The 20,450-nt window shown below is 51.7% G+C and carries 17 protein-coding genes and 1 pseudogene; 9 read left to right on the top strand and 9 right to left on the bottom strand.

The genetic code is table 11. The features are described 5' to 3' along the window. The first annotated feature begins 108 nt into the window (after positions 1 to 108). On the top strand, positions 109 to 1,605 hold the full coding sequence (gene nagE, locus K7X24_RS12010) for an N-acetylglucosamine-specific PTS transporter subunit IIBC (RefSeq protein ID WP_224555102.1): 1,497 nt from the start codon (positions 109 to 111) through the stop codon (positions 1,603 to 1,605). 189 nt (positions 1,606 to 1,794) lie between these two features. Next, complete coding sequence (gene glnS, locus K7X24_RS12005; RefSeq protein WP_224555101.1) at positions 1,795 to 3,453, top strand: glutamine--tRNA ligase; 1,659 nt, start codon at positions 1,795 to 1,797, stop codon at positions 3,451 to 3,453. A gap of 63 nt (positions 3,454 to 3,516) precedes the next feature. On the opposite strand, the gene fur is transcribed toward glnS, so the two are convergent. Together fur and fldA are read right to left on the bottom strand one after the other, a co-directional pair. Next, complete coding sequence (fur, locus tag K7X24_RS12000) at positions 3,517 to 3,966, bottom strand: ferric iron uptake transcriptional regulator (protein WP_010285452.1); 450 nt, start codon at positions 3,964 to 3,966, stop codon at positions 3,517 to 3,519. Positions 3,967 to 4,296: 330 nt separating this feature from the next. Further along, the gene (fldA, locus tag K7X24_RS11995) at positions 4,297 to 4,824 is read right to left on the bottom strand and encodes a flavodoxin FldA (protein ID WP_010285453.1); all 528 of its coding nucleotides are present in this window, start codon (positions 4,822 to 4,824) and stop codon (positions 4,297 to 4,299) included. A gap of 886 nt (positions 4,825 to 5,710) precedes the next feature. Here fldA and K7X24_RS11990 point away from each other — a divergent pair. After that, entirely contained in the window at positions 5,711 to 7,378 is a 1,668-nt protein-coding gene (locus K7X24_RS11990) for a methyl-accepting chemotaxis protein (RefSeq protein WP_224555098.1), read from the top strand. A 147-nt stretch (positions 7,379 to 7,525) separates the two neighbouring features. On the opposite strand, the gene ybfE is transcribed toward K7X24_RS11990, so the two are convergent. Both ybfE and ybfF read right to left on the bottom strand, forming a co-directional pair. Then, positions 7,526 to 7,807 carry a LexA regulated protein gene (gene ybfE, locus K7X24_RS11985; protein WP_010285457.1) on the bottom strand — a complete coding sequence of 94 codons (282 nt, stop codon included), beginning with the start codon at positions 7,805 to 7,807 and terminating at the stop codon, positions 7,526 to 7,528. Positions 7,808 to 8,096: 289 nt separating this feature from the next. Then, positions 8,097 to 8,864, bottom strand: a complete 768-nt coding sequence (gene ybfF / locus K7X24_RS11980; protein ID WP_224555096.1) for an esterase — start codon at positions 8,862 to 8,864, stop codon at positions 8,097 to 8,099. 472 nt (positions 8,865 to 9,336) lie between these two features. Between ybfF and seqA the strand changes: the two genes are divergently transcribed. Both seqA and pgm read left to right on the top strand, forming a co-directional pair. Then, on the top strand, positions 9,337 to 9,867 hold the full coding sequence (seqA, locus tag K7X24_RS11975; RefSeq protein ID WP_224555095.1) for a replication initiation negative regulator SeqA: 531 nt from the start codon (positions 9,337 to 9,339) through the stop codon (positions 9,865 to 9,867). 48 nt (positions 9,868 to 9,915) lie between these two features. Continuing rightward, positions 9,916 to 11,559, top strand: a complete 1,644-nt coding sequence (gene pgm / locus K7X24_RS11970) for a phosphoglucomutase (alpha-D-glucose-1,6-bisphosphate-dependent) (protein ID WP_224555093.1) — start codon at positions 9,916 to 9,918, stop codon at positions 11,557 to 11,559. Positions 11,560 to 11,866: 307 nt separating this feature from the next. Here the strand turns inward: pgm and K7X24_RS11965 are convergent, their stop codons facing one another. Continuing rightward, positions 11,867 to 12,295 carry an EamA family transporter gene (locus K7X24_RS11965; protein ID WP_039535892.1) on the bottom strand — a complete coding sequence of 143 codons (429 nt, stop codon included), beginning with the start codon at positions 12,293 to 12,295 and terminating at the stop codon, positions 11,867 to 11,869. An 82-nt stretch (positions 12,296 to 12,377) separates the two neighbouring features. After that, positions 12,378 to 12,611 (bottom strand): annotated as a pseudogene (locus tag K7X24_RS11960) (two-component system response regulator KdpE); the annotation flags it as partial. A gap of 294 nt (positions 12,612 to 12,905) precedes the next feature. Between K7X24_RS11960 and K7X24_RS11955 the strand changes: the two are divergent. After that, positions 12,906 to 13,112, top strand: coding sequence for a YbfA family protein (locus K7X24_RS11955; protein WP_010299142.1), 207 nt, complete (start codon positions 12,906 to 12,908; stop codon positions 13,110 to 13,112). 153 nt (positions 13,113 to 13,265) lie between these two features. Here the strand turns inward: K7X24_RS11955 and K7X24_RS11950 are convergent, their stop codons facing one another. From K7X24_RS11950 to K7X24_RS11940, 3 genes are all read right to left on the bottom strand, one after another. Then, positions 13,266 to 14,921: an ABC transporter permease gene (locus K7X24_RS11950; protein ID WP_103941630.1), complete on the bottom strand. Its 1,656-nt coding sequence runs from the start codon at positions 14,919 to 14,921 to the stop codon at positions 13,266 to 13,268. Between the two features lie 92 nt (positions 14,922 to 15,013). Then, positions 15,014 to 15,994: an ABC transporter substrate-binding protein gene (locus K7X24_RS11945; RefSeq protein WP_224555091.1), complete on the bottom strand. Its 981-nt coding sequence runs from the start codon at positions 15,992 to 15,994 to the stop codon at positions 15,014 to 15,016. Between the two features lie 17 nt (positions 15,995 to 16,011). Continuing rightward, positions 16,012 to 16,704 (bottom strand): ABC transporter ATP-binding protein, encoded by a 693-nt coding sequence (locus tag K7X24_RS11940; protein WP_224555090.1) that lies wholly within the window; start codon positions 16,702 to 16,704, stop codon positions 16,012 to 16,014. A 409-nt stretch (positions 16,705 to 17,113) separates the two neighbouring features. Here K7X24_RS11940 and K7X24_RS11935 point away from each other — a divergent pair, with 409 nt between their 5' ends. From K7X24_RS11935 to K7X24_RS11925, 3 genes are read left to right on the top strand one after another with little or no spacing between them, the layout of a single operon-like run. After that, a complete protein-coding gene (locus K7X24_RS11935) occupies positions 17,114 to 18,073 on the top strand; it encodes a YbgA family protein (protein WP_103860231.1) in 960 nt (319 codons plus the stop codon). A 21-nt stretch (positions 18,074 to 18,094) separates the two neighbouring features. Then, positions 18,095 to 19,588, top strand: coding sequence for a deoxyribodipyrimidine photo-lyase (gene phrB, locus K7X24_RS11930; protein WP_224555089.1), 1,494 nt, complete (start codon positions 18,095 to 18,097; stop codon positions 19,586 to 19,588). Beyond that, positions 19,581 to 20,324: a type 2 GTP cyclohydrolase I gene (locus tag K7X24_RS11925; RefSeq protein ID WP_039535907.1), complete on the top strand. Its 744-nt coding sequence runs from the start codon at positions 19,581 to 19,583 to the stop codon at positions 20,322 to 20,324. Before phrB ends, K7X24_RS11925 begins: the two co-directional genes overlap by 8 nt. Positions 20,325 to 20,450: the final 126 nt, after the last annotated feature.

Below are 20,450 nucleotides of genomic sequence, written 5' to 3'. Positions count from 1 at the left end.
ACCGCTGCCACATTTTTTCGACATCGACGTTCTTCGGCAGTGAAATTTATTGGCAGGTTTGTTTGCCCCACAACATTTCATTACCTCGCAAAGGTAAGAGAGGGAAAAGTGAGTACTCTGAGCTATTTACAAAAAGTCGGTCGGGCATTGATGGTGCCTGTCGCGACGCTGCCTGCTGCCGCTATCCTGATGGGGATAGGTTACTGGATTGATCCGGTTGGCTGGGGAAGCGAGAACGCGTTGGCGGCACTCCTCATCAAATCGGGTGAGGCGATTATCGGGCATATGGCGGTGCTGTTTGCCGTCGGTGTCGCGTACGGTATGTCTAAAGATAAAGATGGTGCGGCGGCATTGACTGGTTTTGTCGGTTATCTGGTGCTGACCACGCTGTGTTCGCCGGCCGTTGTTGCCATGATCCAACGGATCCCTGTTGAACAGGTACCTGCTGCATTTGGCAAGATTGAAAACCAGTTTATCGGGATTCTGGTCGGTGTCATGTCCGCCGAGCTGTATAACCGCTTCAGTCAGGTTGAGTTGCCCAAAGCGCTGTCGTTCTTCAGCGGACGCCGTCTGGTGCCGATTCTGGTTTCTTTCCTGATGATTCTGGTCGCGTTCATTTTAATGTACGTCTGGCCGGTGATTTACAATGCGTTGGTATCGTTCGGTGAACACATTCAGCAGTTGGGTTCGGTTGGCGCAGGGGTTTATGCCTTCTTTAACCGCTTGCTGATTCCTGTTGGATTGCACCATGCGCTGAATTCTGTGTTCTGGTTTGATGTCGCGGGTATCAACGATATTCCTAACTTCCTTGCTGGCCAGCAGTCAATCGACGCTGGTAAAGCCGTAGTGGGGATCACTGGACGTTATCAGGCGGGCTTCTTCCCGATTATGATGTTCGGCCTGCCGGGAGCGGCGCTGGCGATTTATCACTGCGCGCGCCCTGAAAACAAAAGCAAAGTGGCCGGGATTATGCTGGCGGCGGCATTTGCCTCCTTCTTTACTGGGATCACCGAGCCGCTGGAATTCTCCTTCATGTTTGTCGCGCCAGTGCTGTATTTCCTGCATGCGCTGCTGACCGGTTTTTCCGTCTTTATCGCGGCCAGCATGCATTGGATCGCCGGTTTTGGTTTCAGTGCGGGTCTGGTCGATATGGTGCTGTCCTCACGTAACCCGTTGGCTACCCAGTGGTACATGCTGCTTGCTCAGGGACTGGTATTCTTCGTCATTTACTATGTGGTGTTCCGCTTTACCATTACTCGCTTCAATCTGTTAACGCCGGGGCGTGAACTGGCTGTGAGCGGTAGTGAAGCCGATGGCTATGACGTGAGTACGGCATCTGCGGGCGAGAAATCAAGCGATGCAGCGGTGTTGGCGCGGGGCTATTTGCAGGCGCTGGGCGGAAAAGCCAATCTGACTGGTATTGATGCCTGTATCACACGTCTGCGTTTGAACGTGGCTGACTCCTCTCTGGTTGATGATGTACAGGCAAAACGTCTTGGTGCGGCGGGCGTTATTCGTCTGAATAAGCAGAGTGTACAGATTGTGGTAGGCACACAGGCTGAATCGATAGCGACCGCGCTGAAAGCCGAGTATGACAAGATATAGTACGACAAGGCGTAATATGACGGCGTTACTTGTTTAACGCGATGTTATGTCGATGAAAGCGGTGGGGCGAGATAGCAATCTCGCCCTTTTTTTCGTTATGAATAATTAAATGAAACTAACGGTTGTTTCCCAGCGTAGCTTGTTGGATTATTGTCGGTTATACGTCGTTTTAGCATTGAGGAATGAAGAATGAGTGAGGCTGAAGCACGCCCAACCAACTTTATCCGTCAGATTATCGATGAAGATCTGGCGTCCGGTAAGCATGACCATATTCAGACGCGTTTCCCGCCAGAGCCGAACGGCTATCTGCATATTGGGCATGCAAAATCTATTTGCCTGAATTTTGGTATCGCGCGTGACTATCAGGGGCAATGCAACCTGCGTTTTGACGACACCAACCCGGTAAAAGAAGATATCGAATACGTTGAGTCGATCAAACGTGACGTCGAGTGGCTGGGCTTTTCATGGAGCGGCGACGTTCGCTATTCTTCTGATTATTTCGATCAACTGCACGCTTATGCGGTTGAGCTGATCGGTAAAGGGCTGGCTTACGTTGATGAACTGACGCCCGAGCAGATCCGTGAATACCGCGGTACGCTGACGGCACCGGGCAAAAACAGCCCTTACCGCGATCGTACCGTGCAGGAAAACCTGGCGCTGTTTGAAAAAATGCGTAACGGCGGATTTGCGGAAGGTACGGCCTGTCTGCGTGCAAAAATCGATATGGCATCGTCCTTTATCGTGATGCGTGATCCGGTGTTGTATCGCATTAAATTTGCCGATCATCACCAGACGGGCAACAAGTGGTGCATCTATCCGATGTATGACTTCACCCACTGCATTTCCGATGCGCTGGAAGGGATCACGCATTCGCTGTGTACGCTGGAATTCCAGGATAATCGCCGTCTGTATGACTGGGTGCTGGATAACATCACTATTCCTTGTCACCCGCGTCAGTACGAGTTCTCCCGCCTTAACCTCGAATACGCGATTATGTCCAAGCGTAAGCTGAATCAGCTGGTTGTGGAAAACGTCGTTGAAGGATGGGACGATCCGCGTATGCCAACCATCTCTGGTCTGCGCCGTCGTGGTTACAGCGCGTCATCTATCCGTGAGTTCTGTGTGCGCATTGGCGTAACGAAGCAGGACAACAACGTGGAAATGGCCGCGCTTGAGTCCTGTATCCGTGACGATCTGAATGAGAATGCTCCGCGTGCAATGGCAGTGTTGGATCCGGTCAGAGTCGTTGTCGAGAATCTGCCCGCCGAGCATGAAGAGTTTGTCGCGATGCCAAACCATCCGAACAAGCCGGAAATGGGCTCACGTCAGGTCGCATTCAGCCGCGAAGTTTACATCGATCGCGCTGACTTCCGTGAAGAAGCCAACAAACAGTACAAGCGTCTGGTGCTGGGTAAAGAAGTGCGTCTGCGCAATGCCTATGTGATCAAAGCAGAGCGCATTGAGAAAGACGAGCAGGGCACCATCACTACGATCTACTGTAGCTATGATGCGGAAACTCTGAGCAAAGATCCGGCTGACGGCCGTAAAGTGAAAGGCGTTATCCACTGGGTTTCTGCGGCACACGCGGTACCAGCAGAATTCCGCTTGTACGATCGCCTGTTCAGTGTGGCCAATCCGGGTGCGGCGGACGACTTCCTGTCGACGATTAATCCAGACTCACTGAAAATTACGCAAGGTTTTGTGGAAGCGAGTCTGGCGCCGGCGGAAGTAGAGAAAGCGTATCAGTTTGAGCGTGAAGGCTATTTCTGTGCTGACCGAGTTTACTCCAGTGCAGAACATCTGGTGTTTAACCGTACGGTTGGACTACGAGATACCTGGGTAGGCTAAGGCCACCGGTAAGAAGACAAAAATAAAACCGCCTAGGCGGTTTTATTTTTTTATGCGGTCGATTTATCGTGTGGAATCGTGCAGGGTTTCATCCTCTCGGCAATCCCCTTCACTGCAATGCCCATAGAGATACAGACTGTGGTTGGACAGTTTGATGCCGTGTCTTTCTGCGATCTCGCGCTGACGTGCTTCGATATATTCATCGCGGAATTCAATGACTTTGCCACAGTCGAGGCAAATTAAGTGATCGTGATGATGCTGCTGCGTCAATTCAAAGACGGATTTGCCACCTTCGAAGTTATGACGGGTTACGATACCCGCATCATCAAACTGGTTGAGTACGCGATAGACGGTAGCAAGACCAATCTCTTCGCCCATATCAATCAGTTTCTTATATAAATCTTCCGCACTGACGTGATGGCAGACAGGGTCCTGTAACACTTCCAGTATTTTCAGTCTTGGAAGAGTGACTTTCAGGCCGGCCTTCTTTAATGCGGTATTGTTGTCAGTCATGCGGGTTTAATCCTGTTGCTTACTTATCAATGGAGGCTGCCTAGCCTATGACATCGGTCGGCTCAAAAAATGCAAAAGCGTCTCAATTATAGAACCGCGCATACAAAATGAAAACAAGCGAATGTTAACAATATTGTCCCCATTCACACTATTGGTATACAGCGCAATTAGTTGTTGATGAATGAGGAAATGATGATGCACATACAAAGCCGATGGGATTATTGTACAGGTTTACTGATAGAAGTTAAAAAAATGTACCAATTATTATGAAAGGTTTTACCTATCAATGCTAATTTGAGCTCTGATAGGGATTATCAGAGCTCAAATGGCTTAGCCAACCAGTTCTTTCAGGTTCAGCTCATCGCTGATCTGTTTCACCCATGTTGTTACGCGTTCGCTGGTCAGTTCAGGCTGACGGTCTTCATCGATAGCCAGGCCGATGAAGTGATTGTCGTCGGCGAGTCCTTTAGAGGCTTCAAAGTAATAGCCCTCTGTTGGCCAGTGGCCGACAATCGTCGCGCCGCGAGGCTCAATAATGTCACGGATGGTGCCCATGGCATCACAGAAGTATTCTGCATAGTCTTCTTGATCGCCGCAGCCAAACAGGGCAACCAATTTTCCTGTGAAATCCACTTCTTCCAGTGACGGGAAGAAATCATCCCAATCACATTGAGCTTCACCGTAATACCAGGTTGGAATGCCTAACAGCAGAATATCGAAACCTTCAAGGTCTTCTTTGCTGCTTTTGGCGATGTCATGAACATCTGCAACATTGGTGCCTAACTGCTGTTGGATCGTTTTGGCGATATTTTCGGTGTTGCCAGTATCACTGCCAAAGAATATTCCGATGAGTGCCATGAATTGAATAACCTCTTGATTCCTAATGGTATGGTGTAATATTTCACCCACTTATCTGTTAATAATAACAGACACTCACATTAGGAGAAACTCGTATCGGTAAGGATGCGTAAATCAAGAGTGTGTGAAAGACGGGGGAGGGGAACGAAAAGCATCCCTATTGATTGACGATTTAGTCCACATAATAAATGTGGTTTATATTATCGTCTGAGAGTAAACGTACATTTCCTTAATATCGTCGCGGCTAATTATTTATAACGGCGTTTCATTTTTTATGAATGTACTTTTTATTTTATGATTTGTTTCGATTGTAATTAAAAGCAGACTTCTGTTTTTGAGGAATAAAAATCACGGAGCGGTACATTGCTATTTGTGGGAATTAAAATGCGTACAAAAGATGATGTTTTTGTAGAATTGAAAACCTGTAACATTTCGCGGGAATATTCCTAATAAATGGAAATAAGAATTATAACCATTTGCAGCTGAAGCGATGCAAGCATGTAAGAGATGATTTTATTCTTTTGATGTTAAAGAATAAAATGAAATTTTATTCAAATTGCCTTTTCGCCTAATAGCCTATCCATGCCAACGCACGCAGGGCGTGGGCGCGCGGGGAATTAGCTTGCAACGCTATGATTAAAAGACTTATATCTATAAAAATAGATGGGTTTATTCTCAGTATGAAAAATTATATTAAGAAATATAGCGAGAACGCTAAATATTCTCTGTATTTAGCCGATGAGTTATCGTGGTTTTTGAGTTTTCAACTCGGTGAAATGTGAACGCTAGGGAGAAGTGACTTGTTTCATGGTGTGAATTTTCTGATTCATATCGGTTGATTAGCGATAAAAATCTTTTTAACCATTTTCCTGATTTGGAGTTAGCTATGAAACTTATAAAAAATATTGCCATTAGAACCGCTATGCTATGGGTGCTGGGCATTTTTTGTGTTCTTTGGGGGGGCGTATCAATATATACCATGTTCTCTTTTAAAGAGATGACGGCGACCTCGAAAACCAGCACCTTGCTGGTTCAGAACATGAATTTTATCAACCAGGGTAACGATCAATATTTCCGTATGGTAACCCGTCTGGCGCGTGCAGTTGACGCGCGTCGCAGCGGTGATAATGCCACCGCAGATAAAGAGCAGGCTTCTGCACTTGTCGCGCTGGATAAACTCAAGTCTGATTTGGTGGCGTTTAATGCTATCGATCATGCGGGTCTGGATGCTGCGCTGGTACAAGCCGTCAGCCGTGACTGGAATAACCTAGTGACTCAGGGGGTTGAACCGCTTTATCAGAAGGCCGTTGCCAACGCGCTGGATGACTACCAAAATCAGGCTAAAAACGTTGTGCCGCCATTGAGCCGTCAGTTTGGTGCCTCTCTTTCCACATTCAGTAACGCCAGCGCGGAAAAATTCGATGCGGCGGGTGTCCGTTTCGAACAAATCACCACGATTGGACAGAGCATTTTGCTGAGCGGATTGGTTATCGGTCTGATTATGCTGTTCCTGACCGACCGCTATCTGGTGGTGTGTCTGGTTCGTCCATTAAACGATCTGCGCTATCACTTTAGCGTGATTGCTTCCGGCCACTTGGGCAAGCCAATTCTGGACTTTGGTAATAACTGTGTCGGTCGACTGTTCCCACTGCTGCGTGAAATGCAGGGGAGTTTGGCCAGCACGGTTAGTACGATCAGAAACAGCACGGATTCCATCTATCAGGGCGCTTCTGAAATTGCCGCGGGCAACAACGATCTGTCTTCACGTACCGAAGAACAGGCTTCCGCGCTGGAAGAAACCGCAGCGAGCATGGAGCAACTGACGGCGACGGTGAAACAGAACGCCGAAAACGCCAACCACGCCAGCCAACTGGCATTACAAGCCTCGACAACGGCGAAGAAGGGCGGCGAAATCGTTGAGAACGTGGTGAAAACCATGGCGGAAATCTCCGGCAGCTCGAGAAAAATCGCAGAGATCACCACCGTTATTAATGGAATTGCGTTTCAGACCAACATTCTGGCGCTGAACGCGGCGGTAGAAGCGGCACGTGCGGGAGAACAAGGCCGTGGGTTTGCCGTAGTGGCGGGAGAAGTACGCAGTTTGGCGCAGCGTAGTGCACAGGCGGCGAAAGAGATTGAAGGGCTGATTTCTGAGTCTGTTCGCTGTGTAGATACCGGCTCTAATCTGGTTAGTGATGCTGGGGACACCATGCAGGATATTGTTCGTGCGGTGACTAACGTGACAGATATCATGGGTGAAATTGCGTCGGCATCGGAAGAACAGAGCAAAGGGATAGCGCAGGTGGGGCAGGCCGTAGCAGAAATGGACAGTGTAACGCAGCAAAACGCCGCGTTGGTTGAGCAGGCCTCGTCAGCGGCCTTGTCACTGGAAGAGCAGGCGGCGCTGTTGAACCAGACTGTATCGCTGTTCCAACTGTCCGATACGCAGTCAGGACTGCAAGTGGCGGCAAAACCGGTGCAGAAAACGCCAGTGATTGCCCCGCGTGCCGGCAAAGCGCTACCACCCAGTAACGACAATTGGGAAAAATTCTAAGCGTCGTTTTAGCCTGAGATAGCGTGTTTAATCTTGGGTGAACGTTCAGGCGGCGTCAGAAATGGCGCCGCACAAGATGTAAATACTATGTTATATAAATGCTGCGTTGTGTGAACACCTCGTTATATAAATAGCAGGTTACGTCAATCAGGACTGCTGTTCGGCCAACTGCGCCAGCAGCATCTCTTCAATCAATTCACTGCGGCTAATGTTCCGCTCTTCAGCAAGGCTGTTCAGGATATCGACGGCGTCGCTGTTAATCTTTAATTCAACACGGCGCAACCCACGAACTTTATCGCGACGTAGTTGATTACGCTTGTTAATTCTTAGTTGTTCGTCACGCGTGAGCGGGTTGGTCTTGGGGCGGCCCGGACGACGCTCGTCTGCGAACAGATCCAGTGTGGTGCGATCCGTTTGTTCTTTTGCCATAAGTAATATACTGCAAGGTATTCGGACCAAAATACATGGCGCTGTCCGTCTTGTTCTACAGATAAAATCGATGCCTGTTCTCATCCTGCTACAGGATTGTCAGGTGGCGGTTTTCTATCTGTGAAACATGTTGGGAAGTTATGCGTGCATTTTGATGAAGTGGTTACAATGCTTGTGGCTGAATCAGCCGTCCCTCTACTGCGGGCGCCATCATACCCTAGCCTGACTGGCGGCGACAACGGTTAACTGCCGCCGTTATCATGAATCCGCCAGTGTCTGTGTCGTCTGGTTAATTCGTGTCCAGAAAACGGTGGGTAGCGCGCAAAACCGCCTCGGGTTTTTCTGAGTGAACCCAGTGACCTGCGCCGCTGATCACATGCGCACGCGCCGCCGGGAACTGGCGAAGCAGTGAATCGCGGTAGCCATCGTCCAGATAGGGAGAATCGTCGCCACGAATGAACAGGATTGGCCCTCTCCAGGCTGGAACCTCTTGCCAGCCCACGATGTTTTCGTACTCATCCCACAAAACGGGTACGTTAAAACGCCACTCTCCCTGTTGGAAGGATTTCAGCAAAAACTGAATCACGCCGTCTTCTTTTATATGCTGGCGCATGAGTGCTGTTGCTTCCGCGCGTGATGTCACGCCTGCTTCCGTTACGGCACGTAGTGCGGCAAAGATAGTGTCGTGGCGGCGCACTTGATAATCCACCGGCGCGATATCAATGGCGACCAGTTTGTCCAACCGTTCGGGAATAAGCGCGCTGAGCGCCATGGCGACTTTTCCGCCCATCGAATGCCCAATAACAATAGCGCGTTCGATGTTCAGTTCATCCAGTAATGCCAGCACATCCTGCGCCATCGCGGGGTAATTCATTTGCGATGAACGTGGCGACAAACCGTGATTGCGTAAATCGATTTGCAGAATGTCATGCGTATTTTGCAAATCCCGGCCCAATACGCCAAGGTTATCTAATGTGCCAAACAGGCCATGAATCAGGACGACAGGGAGCTTATCTGTGGGTTGGTGCGCATTTTGCCAGCGATGATTCAATTTCATGGTGAAGTTCATTCAGAGAGACATGGGCTTAGGGTATCATGACTTTAGAATCAATGTTGTCACCGAAGGAATCGATACATACCCTAAATAATTCGAGTTTCAGGCAGGCGGCAAGCGAGGGAGTCCCGATGAGCTTACTTGAGTAAGTGATTCGGGTGACAAATCTGCTGGGAGCAGATTTGAACGCTGCTTGCAGCGGCCCTTCAGGGCGAGGCCCACGACGGGCCGAGTATTTGAGCGCAGCCAACGTATATGCAACTTGAAGTATGACGGGGATAGCACTTGAAGAGATGTGAAAGGCATTGGGGCATAGTCTGACTTTTGGTATTGTCCCACTATGCCGCTGTTCGATAATGTTTGAACGCCTGTATAATCCTTTTGATTTGAGTCATCTACCCATAGATGTCGGGTTACAGAAGGGGAACGTCTCTGTAATTTGCATGATAACGGGTAAAAACAGCACTGGATAAAGATGAAAACTATTGAAGTCGACGAAGAGCTTTATCGTTATATTGCCAGCCACACACAGCATATTGGTGAGAGCGCATCAGATATTTTACGGCGCATGCTGAAATTTACCGCTGGGCAGCCTGTCACCACGCCAGCGGTAGAGGCAACGGTGACGTCTCAGCCTGCTGCTGCGCCAAGCCCGCGCGATCGGGTACGAGCCCTTCGTGAACTGCTGCTGTCGGATGAATATGCTGAACAGAATAAAGCCATTAATCGCTTTATGCTGGTTCTGTTTACGCTCTATACCTTATCGCCGCAGGAGTTTGCTGCCGCGACAGAATCCCTTCATGGCCGCACCCGAGTCTATTTCGCGGGCGATCAGCAAACGTTGCTTCAGCATGGCACACACACCAAGCCCAAACATATTCCGGGCACGCCATACTGGGTAATCACCAACACGAATACCGGTCGTAAACGCAGCATGGTTGAGCACATCATGCTGACGATGCAGTTCCCAGCGGAATTGACAGAAAAAGTGTGCGGAACCATCTAAATTATTTATTAACTACTTATCTAACTACAGCGTTAGGGAGAAGCCCCAATGGCTAATCACCCAAGGGCCGGACAGCCTGCCCAGCAGAGCGATTTGATTAATGTGGCACAGTTAACGTCACAATATTATGTGCTGCGCCCGGAAGTCGGCAACACAGCGCACGCGGTGAAATTCGGTACGTCTGGCCATCGCGGTAGCGCGGGGCGCCATAGCTTTAATGAACCACACATTCTGGCAATTGCGCAGGCGATTGCTGAAGAGCGTAAAAAGCAAGGCATCAGCGGCCCGTGTTATGTAGGTAAAGATACTCACGCACTCTCCGAGCCTGCGTTTATCTCCGTGCTGGAAGTGTTGGCTGCCAACGGCGTGGATGTGATCGTTCAGTTGGATAATGGTTTTACGCCAACGCCTGCGGTGTCTAACGCGATTCTGGTTCACAATCGTCAGGGCAGTGCGCTGGCGGACGGCATTGTGATTACGCCGTCCCACAACCCGCCGGAAGATGGTGGCATCAAATATAATCCGCCAAACGGTGGCCCGGCAGATACCAACCTCACCAGCGTCATTGAGACGCGCGCGAATGCGTTGCTGGCGGATGAACTGCGTGACGTGAAGCGTATTACGCTGGATCAGGCGTTGAAAAGCGGACACGTCCATGAACAGGATCTGGTTCAGGCCTATGTCGAAGGGCTGGCTAGCGTGGTGGACATGGCGGCGATTCAACGCGCGGGTCTGAAGCTGGGTGTCGACCCGCTGGGTGGTTCCGGCATTGCCTACTGGCAGCGTATCGCAGAGCACTACAAGCTGGATTTGACACTGGTTAACGATGCCGTCGATCAGACATTCCGCTTTATGTCGCTGGATCACGACGGTGTGATCCGTATGGACTGCTCGTCAGAATTTGCTATGGCTGGGCTGCTGGCGCTGCGTGACAAATTCGATCTGGCGTTTGCTAACGATCCTGACTATGACCGCCACGGTATTGTTACCCCGGCAGGGCTGATGAACCCGAACCACTATCTGGCGGTGGCGATCAACTATCTGTTCCAGCATCGCCCACTATGGGGGCAGTCTGTTGCTGTCGGCAAAACGCTGGTATCCAGCGCAATGATCGACCGCGTGGTCGCTGATTTGGGCCGTAAGCTGGTAGAAGTACCGGTTGGCTTCAAATGGTTCGTTGACGGTCTGTATGACGGTAGCTTTGGCTTCGGTGGTGAAGAGAGTGCAGGGGCTTCTTTCCTGCGTTTCGATGGCACGCCGTGGTCGACGGACAAAGACGGCATCATTCTGTGTCTGCTGGCGGCGGAAATTACGGCAGTGACGGGTAAAAACCCGCAGCAGCACTATGATGAGCTGGCACAGCGCTTTGGCGCACCGAGCTACAACCGTATTCAGGCTTCTGCGACACATGCACAAAAAGCTGCGCTGTCTAAGCTGTCGCCTGAGAAGGTATCGGCCAGCACGCTGGCGGGCGATCCGATTACTGCACGTCTGACCGCTGCACCGGGCAACGGGGCATCGATTGGTGGCCTGAAAGTGATGACGGAGAACGGCTGGTTTGCCGCGCGTCCTTCTGGTACGGAAGAAGCCTACAAGATCTACTGTGAAAGTTTCCTCGGGGTGGAACACCGCGAGCGTATCGAGAAAGAAGCGGTAGAGATTGTTAGCGCGGTTCTCGCAACGGCTAAATAAGTGAAAAGGCGCTGCTTGCAGCGCCTTTCAGACTGCTGACAAAGTCCGCAGAGCGGGTGTAACGGATAGATCGTAAAGACGCTGCAAGTACGTCCATGTAAGCTCGGGTTGCGCGGATATGAATCTCATCCCTGAGATTCACCCTTTCAGGGCCATCGCAAGCGACGTTCAAAAACGTTCCTGACGTTTTTGTCCCTGGCGCAAACGCTTTACTCTTCTATTCCGTTACTCCCGTTTTCATTCGGCAAATAGGTTTTTCAACGGTCTGCTTTTTTAATCTTGTACGGACAGAAAACGCAGAACGCCTTTATCCCAGCGCGACAAGCAACGCTCCCACAGAAATCAGCGCAACACCGGCTCCTGCCATCAGCGAAATTTTTTCTCCCAGCAGTATTACTGCCAGCACGACGGCGAAGACCACACTGAGTTTATCGATCGGCGCGACCTGTGCGACGTTACCGTTCTTCAACGCGACAAAATAAAACAGCCACGACAGCGCACCCGCGACACCGCTGAGTACAATGAACAACAGCGCTTTCTTGTTAGCAATAACCTCACCGACCAGCGCCAGCTTACCTTGCGCAACCACAACGCCCACCAGAAAAAGTGCCATGATGACGGCACGAATCGCAGTCGCCGTATTGGCGTCCAAATTCTGCAAACCAATCTTGCCAAATATCGCAACCATCGCGGCACATACAGCGGACAGCAAAGCGTAAATTAACCAACTACTCATGACGACGTATTCCTGAAGAAAAGACAAGCGTGTGCCGCGGGAGGGATTCTTCACGGACGTCGCTTGATACAGAAAGATGATTTTACGGCATAAAACGATAGCCGATAGCGGTTTCAGTCAAGAGATGACGCGGTCTTGCTGGGTCGCTTTCCAGCTTCTGGCGCTGCGTTAGCACTTTACTGGGGCTGGCGAGCAATGTTGCCAGCAGGCGAAATTCGATGGGCGTCAGGTGCAGTGCCTGACCATCGCGATTGACCTGCTGGTTAAGCAAATCGACAGTAATATTACCAAAACTCACCAGTGGTGTTTCCTGCTGTTACGGCGCAGTGCGACAGCCTTCCCCTTCCAACAAGACGGTGTGCGGTGAGAAGAGGGAGTAAAGTGATCCAACCTAAAACCATAAATTAACCAATGGTAAATTTATTTTTAACCTTGTTGTAACTTAGTGACGTGATGACGAAAAAATTGGCGATTATTTCATCTTTTTCTGGTCCGATGAGTAGTAAACTTTCAGAAAAGGCGGTAAAATTTTAACCAATGTCACAGTTCTTATTTTATCGTTATGGAAAGCGCCGCTGAACAAAGGTGCTTATCCCAGAGGAGGATCGTTATGTCGCTTTATACTACTTATCCCTTGCACCGTATTCTCCTGCGTCGCGCTGCCGTGGTTGCCATCGGCGTGCTGGCGTTACCGGTGATGCTGTTCCGCCGCGATCGGGCGCGTTTTTACAGCTATTTACACCGTGTCTGGCTGAAAACCAGCGATAAGCCTGTCTGGATGGCGCAGTCCGAAGCCGCCGCCTGCGATTTTTATTAAGAATATCGCGCCAGGTTACCGTTGACCGCTCTGCGCGCGTAGTAGTGAATATAGTCGTGAGTAGTGACGCCAGTACGTTGTGCATACTGACGCCACGAGTTTGAAACATTCAACGGTACTGATTAAGCGCCATTTCCGCTACGGATCTGGCGCTTATTTTGTTTTTAGCGCATGAAATCGTAATGCCAGCAACATCACCGATAGGCTGATAAATACGGCAACGCTTGCCATCGCCATCCCATCCCCGACGGAACCTTGCTCGAACTGACGCCAAACGAAAATAGACACTGTTTGCACACCGGCAGGTGATAGCAGGAGTGATGTCACCAGCTCGCGTGATGCGACGGCAAAGACCAGCATCATCGCTGCCAGCAAGCTGGGGAATACCAGCGGGAACACAATCAGCCGTAATGCCGCCATCGCGCTAGCGCCGTGAACGCGCGCCGCTGACTCCAGATTACTGCCGATTTGCGCCAATGCAGCACTGCTGTAGCGGACGGGGTAGGGCAGCAGCAGGCAACTGTATGACAGCAGCAAAATCACCCAAGTGTTATAGGGCGTGATCGGCCAGAAGCTTTGGTTCCAGGCGAGTATCAACCCCACTCCGACAACGATTCCCGGCAGCGCGGCGGGTAGCATCGATAGGCCATCCAACACTGCCGCTCCCCGAATACGCTTGGCGACCACAAACCAGGATGCCAGAAAGCCGACCGTTCCCGTCAGCAACGCGCTGCCGACAGCCAACCCCAGGCTGGTCGTCAAGGCGGGTAGCGCTTCGTTTTCGTAATCAGCCAACATGGTGAAGTGCTGCCACGTTAAATTTTGCCAGGAAATCGTGCTAGAGATAGTGGCAGAAAACGCGGTAATCAGCATGGAAGCCAGTGGAATCCCGACGGCCAGCAGCCCGACGGCGCTAAATAGCATTAATACCGGCCAGCGCCATACTCCTAATGGACGAGTAACAATGGCGGCGGGTTTGCCAGTGGTGGTTTCCACATTGCTACCGGCGACCATCGCCCGCTGTAAAGTAAATGCGCAGAGCGCGATGGCGACCAACAGCAAAGACAGCACCGCTGAACCGGAGAGATCGATCGGCCAGTCCGCCAGACGTTGCTCGATATTTGTCGTCAGGACCTGAATACCGGCACGTGATCCCAATGCGGCGGGTATGCCGTACTCTTCGATCGCCAGCGTGAAGGCAAGCAGCAGGCTGGCCGCTGTCGCAGGTAGCGACAATGGCAGCGTGACTCGCAAGAAGGCCTGCCAGCCGCTGGCACCGTGAACGCGAGCGACATCCGCCAGACGGTTTCCGCTTGCGGCCATACTGCGCGAAACGGCGAAATAGACGACTGGGAAAATATTCAGCGTCATGACACCAATCATGCCGGGCAGTGAAAACAGAACCTCACCGAGTTGAATGGGTAATAGCTGTTCCGCATAGCCTCGTGGCTGTAGCGCCAGCATCCACGACAGCCCAGCAATATAAGGTGGGATCAGGAATGGAATGAGAAACAGTAAATCCCAAAACCTTGCCAGCGGTAGCGCAAAGAGCCCGCGCAACGCACCGAGTGGAATAGCAATGACCGCACAGCACAGGGCAACACCCAGCCCAAGCAGCAGCGTATTTTTCAACAGCGCGAACAAGCGCGCCTGTGCGAAGACTTCTGCGAATGCCGAGAACGGGTTCGAAAAAGAGCCCGCACCCAAGTTCGGGAAGATCGCCTGTAGCGCAACGAACAATACGGGAATGCCAACCAGAGTAAAAAGTACCGCCACCGTAAGCAGTGGCAGTAAAGCAAACTTGTTCATCTGATACTCCAGCCCTGCTGACGGTCGTCAGCAGGGCATTATCTAGTGTCATGCCACTCGAACTATCCGGGGGCTGTCATGACTGAACAGGCTTAGCGCTGACCAAATAAGGTGGCAAAGCGATCGAGAACGGCAGCACGGGACGTTGACGCGCTATCACCTTCTGGCAGCAATGTCAGGTTCTTAAATACAGGACGCTTGGCATCAATGTCCTGACGCGCGGGCATCAGCCAGGCTTCCGCTACTGCTTTCTGGCCTTCAGGCGACAGCATGTAGTTGATGAAGTCTTTTGCCTGCTGCTGGTTTTTGCTGCTTTTCAGGATCATCATCGGGCGAGGGGCAATGACGGTGCCGCTGGAAGGGAAAATGACTTTAATGGATTCGCCAGACTCCATGCTGCCGTAAGAAACGTAGTCCACGGCACCAAAAACGGCGGCTTTCGCGCCTTGCAGCACCGGCGTTAATGCCTGTGCGTTCGGGCCGGCGATGATCATACCGTTGGCTTTTAAGCGATCGAACATCTCCCAGGCTTTATCTTTTTCCGCATTTTGCAAACCAATTAGCAGATCGAGTGAGGCACCGGACAGCGCGGGATCTGGCGTGGTGACTTTATCTTTAAATTCAGGTTTGGTGAGGTCGTTCCAGTCTTTGGGCTCTGGAGTACCACTCTTGCTGTTCCAGACAATGCCCAATGCGGAAATGCCCTGTGCCACATAGAAAGGCGCTTTGAACTGTGCAGGCACGGTGGCCGCATTCGGGCTATCAAATTCCAACAGCCAGCCACGCTGCTGCAAATCTGTCGCCGTATCCCAGGAGGCAGAAATAAGAACATCGGCACGTGGATTGGCCTGTTCGGCTTCTAGTCTTGCCATGACTTTACCGGTTGTCGCCTGAAAGACATCAACTTTCACGCCAGTCTGCTTTTCATAACCTGCTGCCAGTTTCTTCGCCAGTGCTCCCGGTCCGGCGGTGTACAGCGTCAGGGCCTGTGCGCTGCCTGCTACCGCCGCTAATGAGAGAGCTATACCCATAATGATGCCTCGTTGATTCATGGTAAACAGATTGTTTTTCATTGTGTTTTTTCCCAAAGTTAATGTGTGGTGATATCAGTAATGTGGCCTTGCGACATGTGAACAATACGGTGCGCCAGTATGTTGGCTTCGCCTCTGTCGTGAGTGACATACACGGCGGTGGTACCAAGATGGCGTAAGAGCGATGCCATCTCCTGGCAAAGCGATTCACGTAGATCCCGGTCGAGATTGGATAGCGGTTCATCGAAGAGCAGAATGTTCGGCTCCGCGATGATGGCGCGCGCCAGTGCGACTCGCTGTTGCTGGCCGCCGGATAAATCAGCAGGTTTTCGATCGGCAAAATCAGCCAGACCGACGCGCGCTAGCGTGACTTCCACCCGTTGGCGGCAGAGATCGCGCGGAACCTTCCTCATTAGCAGCGGAAACCCGACGTTTTGTGCAACCGTCATATGTGGCCAAAGCGCGTAGTCCTGAAAGACCATGCCCAGATTGCGCTGCTCTGGCGGCAGGGATAGCTGGTGACCAGCAACCTGACGATCGCCAAAATGAATGGTGCCCACATCCGGCTGTAACAGACCGGCCAGCAGCTTTAGCAACGTACTTTTGCCGCAGCCGGAAGGCCCCAGCAGGGCCAGAATGGTGCCTTTTGGCACATTGAGGCTGATGGAATCGAGAACCGTTTTGCCTGCGAAAGCGTGGGACAATTTGTCGATCGCAATCGCGGCGGGCGTGGTGAATTCAGTCGTGGTCATCATCACCTCCGTGCCAGACCGGGAGGTGATATCCATTTTGATATCGGTGGATCGGGCGAGCGCTTTGGGGTTGCCTAGTTAAAGGCCATAGCAAAGCGTCCCGCCAGTAAAGCAGGGGAAAAAACATGGGGTATCCTCTTTGGGACTCTATATCGGAATGGGGATTGTAGTGGGGGAATAAGGCTATTTGATGACAGACGAAACGATACTCGCGATGCACGTTTTGGATATCAATTTCGCTCGCAGAGAAAATCGTCTTATTTGATCGACATAATCCATCAATCTCATGATTTATTACTTTATTCTTCGCTACGACTGCACAGAATCGTGGTGAAATCCGCTATGCTGGTCAGAGGGTTTGCAGAATGCCATCAAGGCAAACCATATATGACAAGCGTAAGGATAAATCATGACGCTCGAACTCATCCCTGTTGGTATCAGCGCCTGTTTGCTCGGTAATCCCGTGCGATTTGATGGCGGACACAAGCGTTTGACGTTTGCCGCTGAACAACTGGCACCCTATTTTCGTTTTGAACCGGTCTGCCCAGAAATGGCGATTGGTTTACCGGTGCCGCGTCCGGCACTCAGGCTGGTGCGAGAAGGGGAAAGCCATATCACGATGCGTGCCAGCAATGGTTCGCCGCTGGATGTTACCCAGCAGATGACGGTGTTTTCCGCTGACAAAGTCAGTCAGCTTCAGCACTTATGCGGTTATATCGTCTGCGCCAAATCGCCGAGCTGCGGTATGGAGCGCGTGAAGGTTTACAATGAAACGCAAAAGGATGCGCGTAAAAGTGGTATCGGCCTGTTTACGCAGGAGCTGATGCGGCAAATGCCTTGGCTACCGGTTGAGGAAGACGGACGCCTGCAGGATCCTGGCTTGCGAGAAAATTTCATTGAGCGCGTTTATGCGTTACACGAACTGAATCAGCTATGGCAAAACGGCCTGAGCCGTGGTGCGCTGATTGCCTTTCATAGCCGCTATAAACTCCTGCTGCTGGCGCATTCCCAGCCGGAATACCGCGAACTGGGGCCGTTTGTTGCGGGGATCGATAAATGGGAATCGCTGGAAGACTACATCGTTGAGTATCGGAAGCGGCTAATGAAGCTGTTGTCGAAGCCTGCGACGCGGCGCAACCATACCAATGTGCTGATGCACGTGCAGGGCTACTTCCGACGTCAGCTTAACGCTCAACAGCGACAGGAACTGGCGCAGCTCATCGATCGCTATCGACAAGGCTTGCAGCCGCTACTGGCACCTATCACGTTGCTAAAACATTACATGGCGGAATACCCCGATGCGTATCTGGCTCAGCAGCGTTACTTTGAGCCGTACCCCGAGGCATTACGCCTGCGTTACGGACACTAGTTTGACCGCCCGAGGAATTTCATGACCACGCATGTAGTTACACATCATGTCGTTACGCATGTAGTCTGGCTACGTAACGACCTGCGCGTTACCGATAATCTGGCGCTGTACGCGGCCTGTCAGGATCCGAACGCGACGGTGCTTGCCGTCTTTATCGCCACGCCCGTACAGTGGGAAAAGCACGATATGGCTCCGCGTCAGGCGGCCTTTCTGCTGGAGAACCTGACGCTGGTACAGCAGGCGCTGGCAGAAAAAGGTATCCCGCTGCATTACCACGAATGTGCTGACTTTGCGGCGTCGGTTGACTGGCTGGTGCAGTTTTGTGCGCAGCAGCAGGCCACCGATCTTTTCTACAATTATCAGTATGAAATCAACGAGCGCCTGCGTGATAAGCAGGTGAAAGATCGGCTGGCGGATAGCGTGGTTTGTCACGGTTATCATGACAGCCTGTTGTTGCCGCCGGGTAGCGTGCTGACGGGCAACGGCGAAATGTATAAGGTGTTTACGCCCTTTCGCCAGGCCTTTATCAAACGTCTGCTGGAGTCGGATACGACGTGCGTACCGGCACCGGAAGCACGCGGTGAGCCGATCGATAACACGGTGGAACTGGCACCGTTCAGCTATCCGCAGCGCGAAGTGGATAGTGAAGATTTTCCTCGCGGCGAACGCGCGGCATTACAGCAGCTGCGCCGTTTTTGTCGCGAACAGGTGCAGGATTACGATCAGCAGCGGGATTTTCCGGCGCTACCCGGCACCAGCAAAATTTCTCCGTATCTGGCGCTTGGGATAGTTTCGCCGCGCCAATGCTTCAACCGCCTGCGCGCCGAATGTCCGGATATGCTGGAACGGCGTGAGGGCGGGGCATTCACTTGGTTTAACGAACTGGTCTGGCGTGAGTTTTACCGCCACCTGATTGTCTCTTGGCCGCAGCTGTGTAAACACCGACCGTTCACCGCGTGGACGCAGTGGGTGAAATGGCGGGAATCACCGGAAGATTTAGCCGCCTGGCAACAGGGGAAAACGGGCTACCCGATCGTGGATGCGGCGATGCGTCAACTGAATGAAACGGGATGGATGCACAATCGCCTGCGTATGATTTGCGCCAGTTTTCTTGTCAAAGATTTACTGATCGATTGGCGTGAAGGCGAACGCTACTTTATGTCGCAACTGCTGGATGGCGATCTGGCGGCGAATAACGGCGGCTGGCAGTGGGCGGCGTCAACAGGCACCGACGCGGCACCTTATTTTCGTATTTTCAACCCGACAACGCAGGGCGAGCGCTTCGACCCAGAAGGTCGGTTTATTCGCCACTGGCTGCCTGAACTGGCCGCTGTGCCGGATAAAGATATTCATCAGCCCCATCGCTGGGCTGACAAACACCACCATCAGCTGAACTATCCGCTGCCAATCGTCGACCATAAAACCGCGCGTCAGGATACGCTGGCGGCGTTCGAGGCGGCCAAAAATATCGGTATGGCGGATAACGATCGAGAAGAGAACAGTAAGTATGCGTAATGTGGAACTGGAAAGAATCATTAACGAGAAACTGAGCACGGCGACGTTTCAGGACTACGCACCGAACGGTTTACAGGTTGAAGGGCGTGCAGAGGTAAAACGTATTGTGACGGGCGTAACGGCCTCACAGGCGCTGTTGGATGCGGCGGTAGAAAAGCAGGCCGATGCGATTCTGGTTCACCACGGCTACTTCTGGAAAAACGAACCACAGATTGTCTGTGGTATGAAGCGTAACCGACTGAAAACGCTGTTGCTCAATGATATCAACCTGTACGGCTATCACTTGCCGCTGGATGCACACCCGGAACTGGGGAATAACGCACAGCTGGCGGCGCTGCTGGAGATTCAGGTGCAGGGGGCGATCGAGCCGCTGGTGCCGTATGGTGAACTGGCGCAGCCCATGACGGCAGATGCTTTTTGCCGCCGTGTAGAAAAACGGCTGGGGCGTAGCGTGCTGCATTGTGGGGATAATGCACCGCAACAGATACAACGCGTGGCCTGGTGTACCGGCGGCGGTCAGGGATTTATTGAACAAGCGGCCCGCTTCGGGGTCGATGCGTTTATTACTGGTGAAGTGTCTGAGCAAACGATTCATATCGCGCGCGAAATGGGGCTGCACTTTTTTGCTGCCGGACACCATGCCACCGAACGCGGCGGCATCAAAGCGTTGGGCGAATGGCTGGCGGCACAGCATGGTTTTGATGTGACATTTATTGATATTCCTAACCCCGCGTGACGGATTGAAAGTCTCTGTACCGCACAGGAATGATGTCACATTTTTGATATTGGCATCGTTGTTGCTTAGCTGTTAAGAAGAAAATAGAACAGTAAGCCTCGCTAATCATTTAGCCATGTTCACCAT

It is taken from the genome of Pectobacterium versatile, assembly GCF_020166435.1.
GTDB lineage: Bacteria > Pseudomonadota > Gammaproteobacteria > Enterobacterales > Enterobacteriaceae > Pectobacterium > Pectobacterium versatile.
This window is presented reverse-complemented; position numbering and strand designations above follow the sequence as displayed.

Excerpts from the sequence above, each read along its gene's own strand:
- glnS (WP_224555101.1), top strand. The coding sequence starts at position 1,795 with ATGAGTGAGGCTGAAGCACGCCCAACCAACTTTATCCGTCAGATTATC.
- fur (WP_010285452.1), bottom strand. The coding sequence starts at position 3,966 with ATGACTGACAACAATACCGCATTAAAGAAGGCCGGCCTGAAAGTCACT.
- fldA (WP_010285453.1), bottom strand. The coding sequence starts at position 4,824 with ATGGCACTCATCGGAATATTCTTTGGCAGTGATACTGGCAACACCGAA.
- K7X24_RS11990 (WP_224555098.1), top strand. The coding sequence starts at position 5,711 with ATGAAACTTATAAAAAATATTGCCATTAGAACCGCTATGCTATGGGTG.
- ybfE (WP_010285457.1), bottom strand. The coding sequence starts at position 7,807 with ATGGCAAAAGAACAAACGGATCGCACCACACTGGATCTGTTCGCAGAC.
- ybfF (WP_224555096.1), bottom strand. The coding sequence starts at position 8,864 with ATGAAATTGAATCATCGCTGGCAAAATGCGCACCAACCCACAGATAAG.
- seqA (WP_224555095.1), top strand. The coding sequence starts at position 9,337 with ATGAAAACTATTGAAGTCGACGAAGAGCTTTATCGTTATATTGCCAGC.
- pgm (WP_224555093.1), top strand. The coding sequence starts at position 9,916 with ATGGCTAATCACCCAAGGGCCGGACAGCCTGCCCAGCAGAGCGATTTG.
- K7X24_RS11965 (WP_039535892.1), bottom strand. The coding sequence starts at position 12,295 with ATGAGTAGTTGGTTAATTTACGCTTTGCTGTCCGCTGTATGTGCCGCG.
- K7X24_RS11955 (WP_010299142.1), top strand. The coding sequence starts at position 12,906 with ATGTCGCTTTATACTACTTATCCCTTGCACCGTATTCTCCTGCGTCGC.
- K7X24_RS11950 (WP_103941630.1), bottom strand. The coding sequence starts at position 14,921 with ATGAACAAGTTTGCTTTACTGCCACTGCTTACGGTGGCGGTACTTTTT.
- K7X24_RS11945 (WP_224555091.1), bottom strand. The coding sequence starts at position 15,994 with ATGAAAAACAATCTGTTTACCATGAATCAACGAGGCATCATTATGGGT.
- K7X24_RS11940 (WP_224555090.1), bottom strand. The coding sequence starts at position 16,704 with ATGACCACGACTGAATTCACCACGCCCGCCGCGATTGCGATCGACAAA.
- K7X24_RS11935 (WP_103860231.1), top strand. The coding sequence starts at position 17,114 with ATGACGCTCGAACTCATCCCTGTTGGTATCAGCGCCTGTTTGCTCGGT.
- phrB (WP_224555089.1), top strand. The coding sequence starts at position 18,095 with ATGACCACGCATGTAGTTACACATCATGTCGTTACGCATGTAGTCTGG.
- K7X24_RS11925 (WP_039535907.1), top strand. The coding sequence starts at position 19,581 with ATGCGTAATGTGGAACTGGAAAGAATCATTAACGAGAAACTGAGCACG.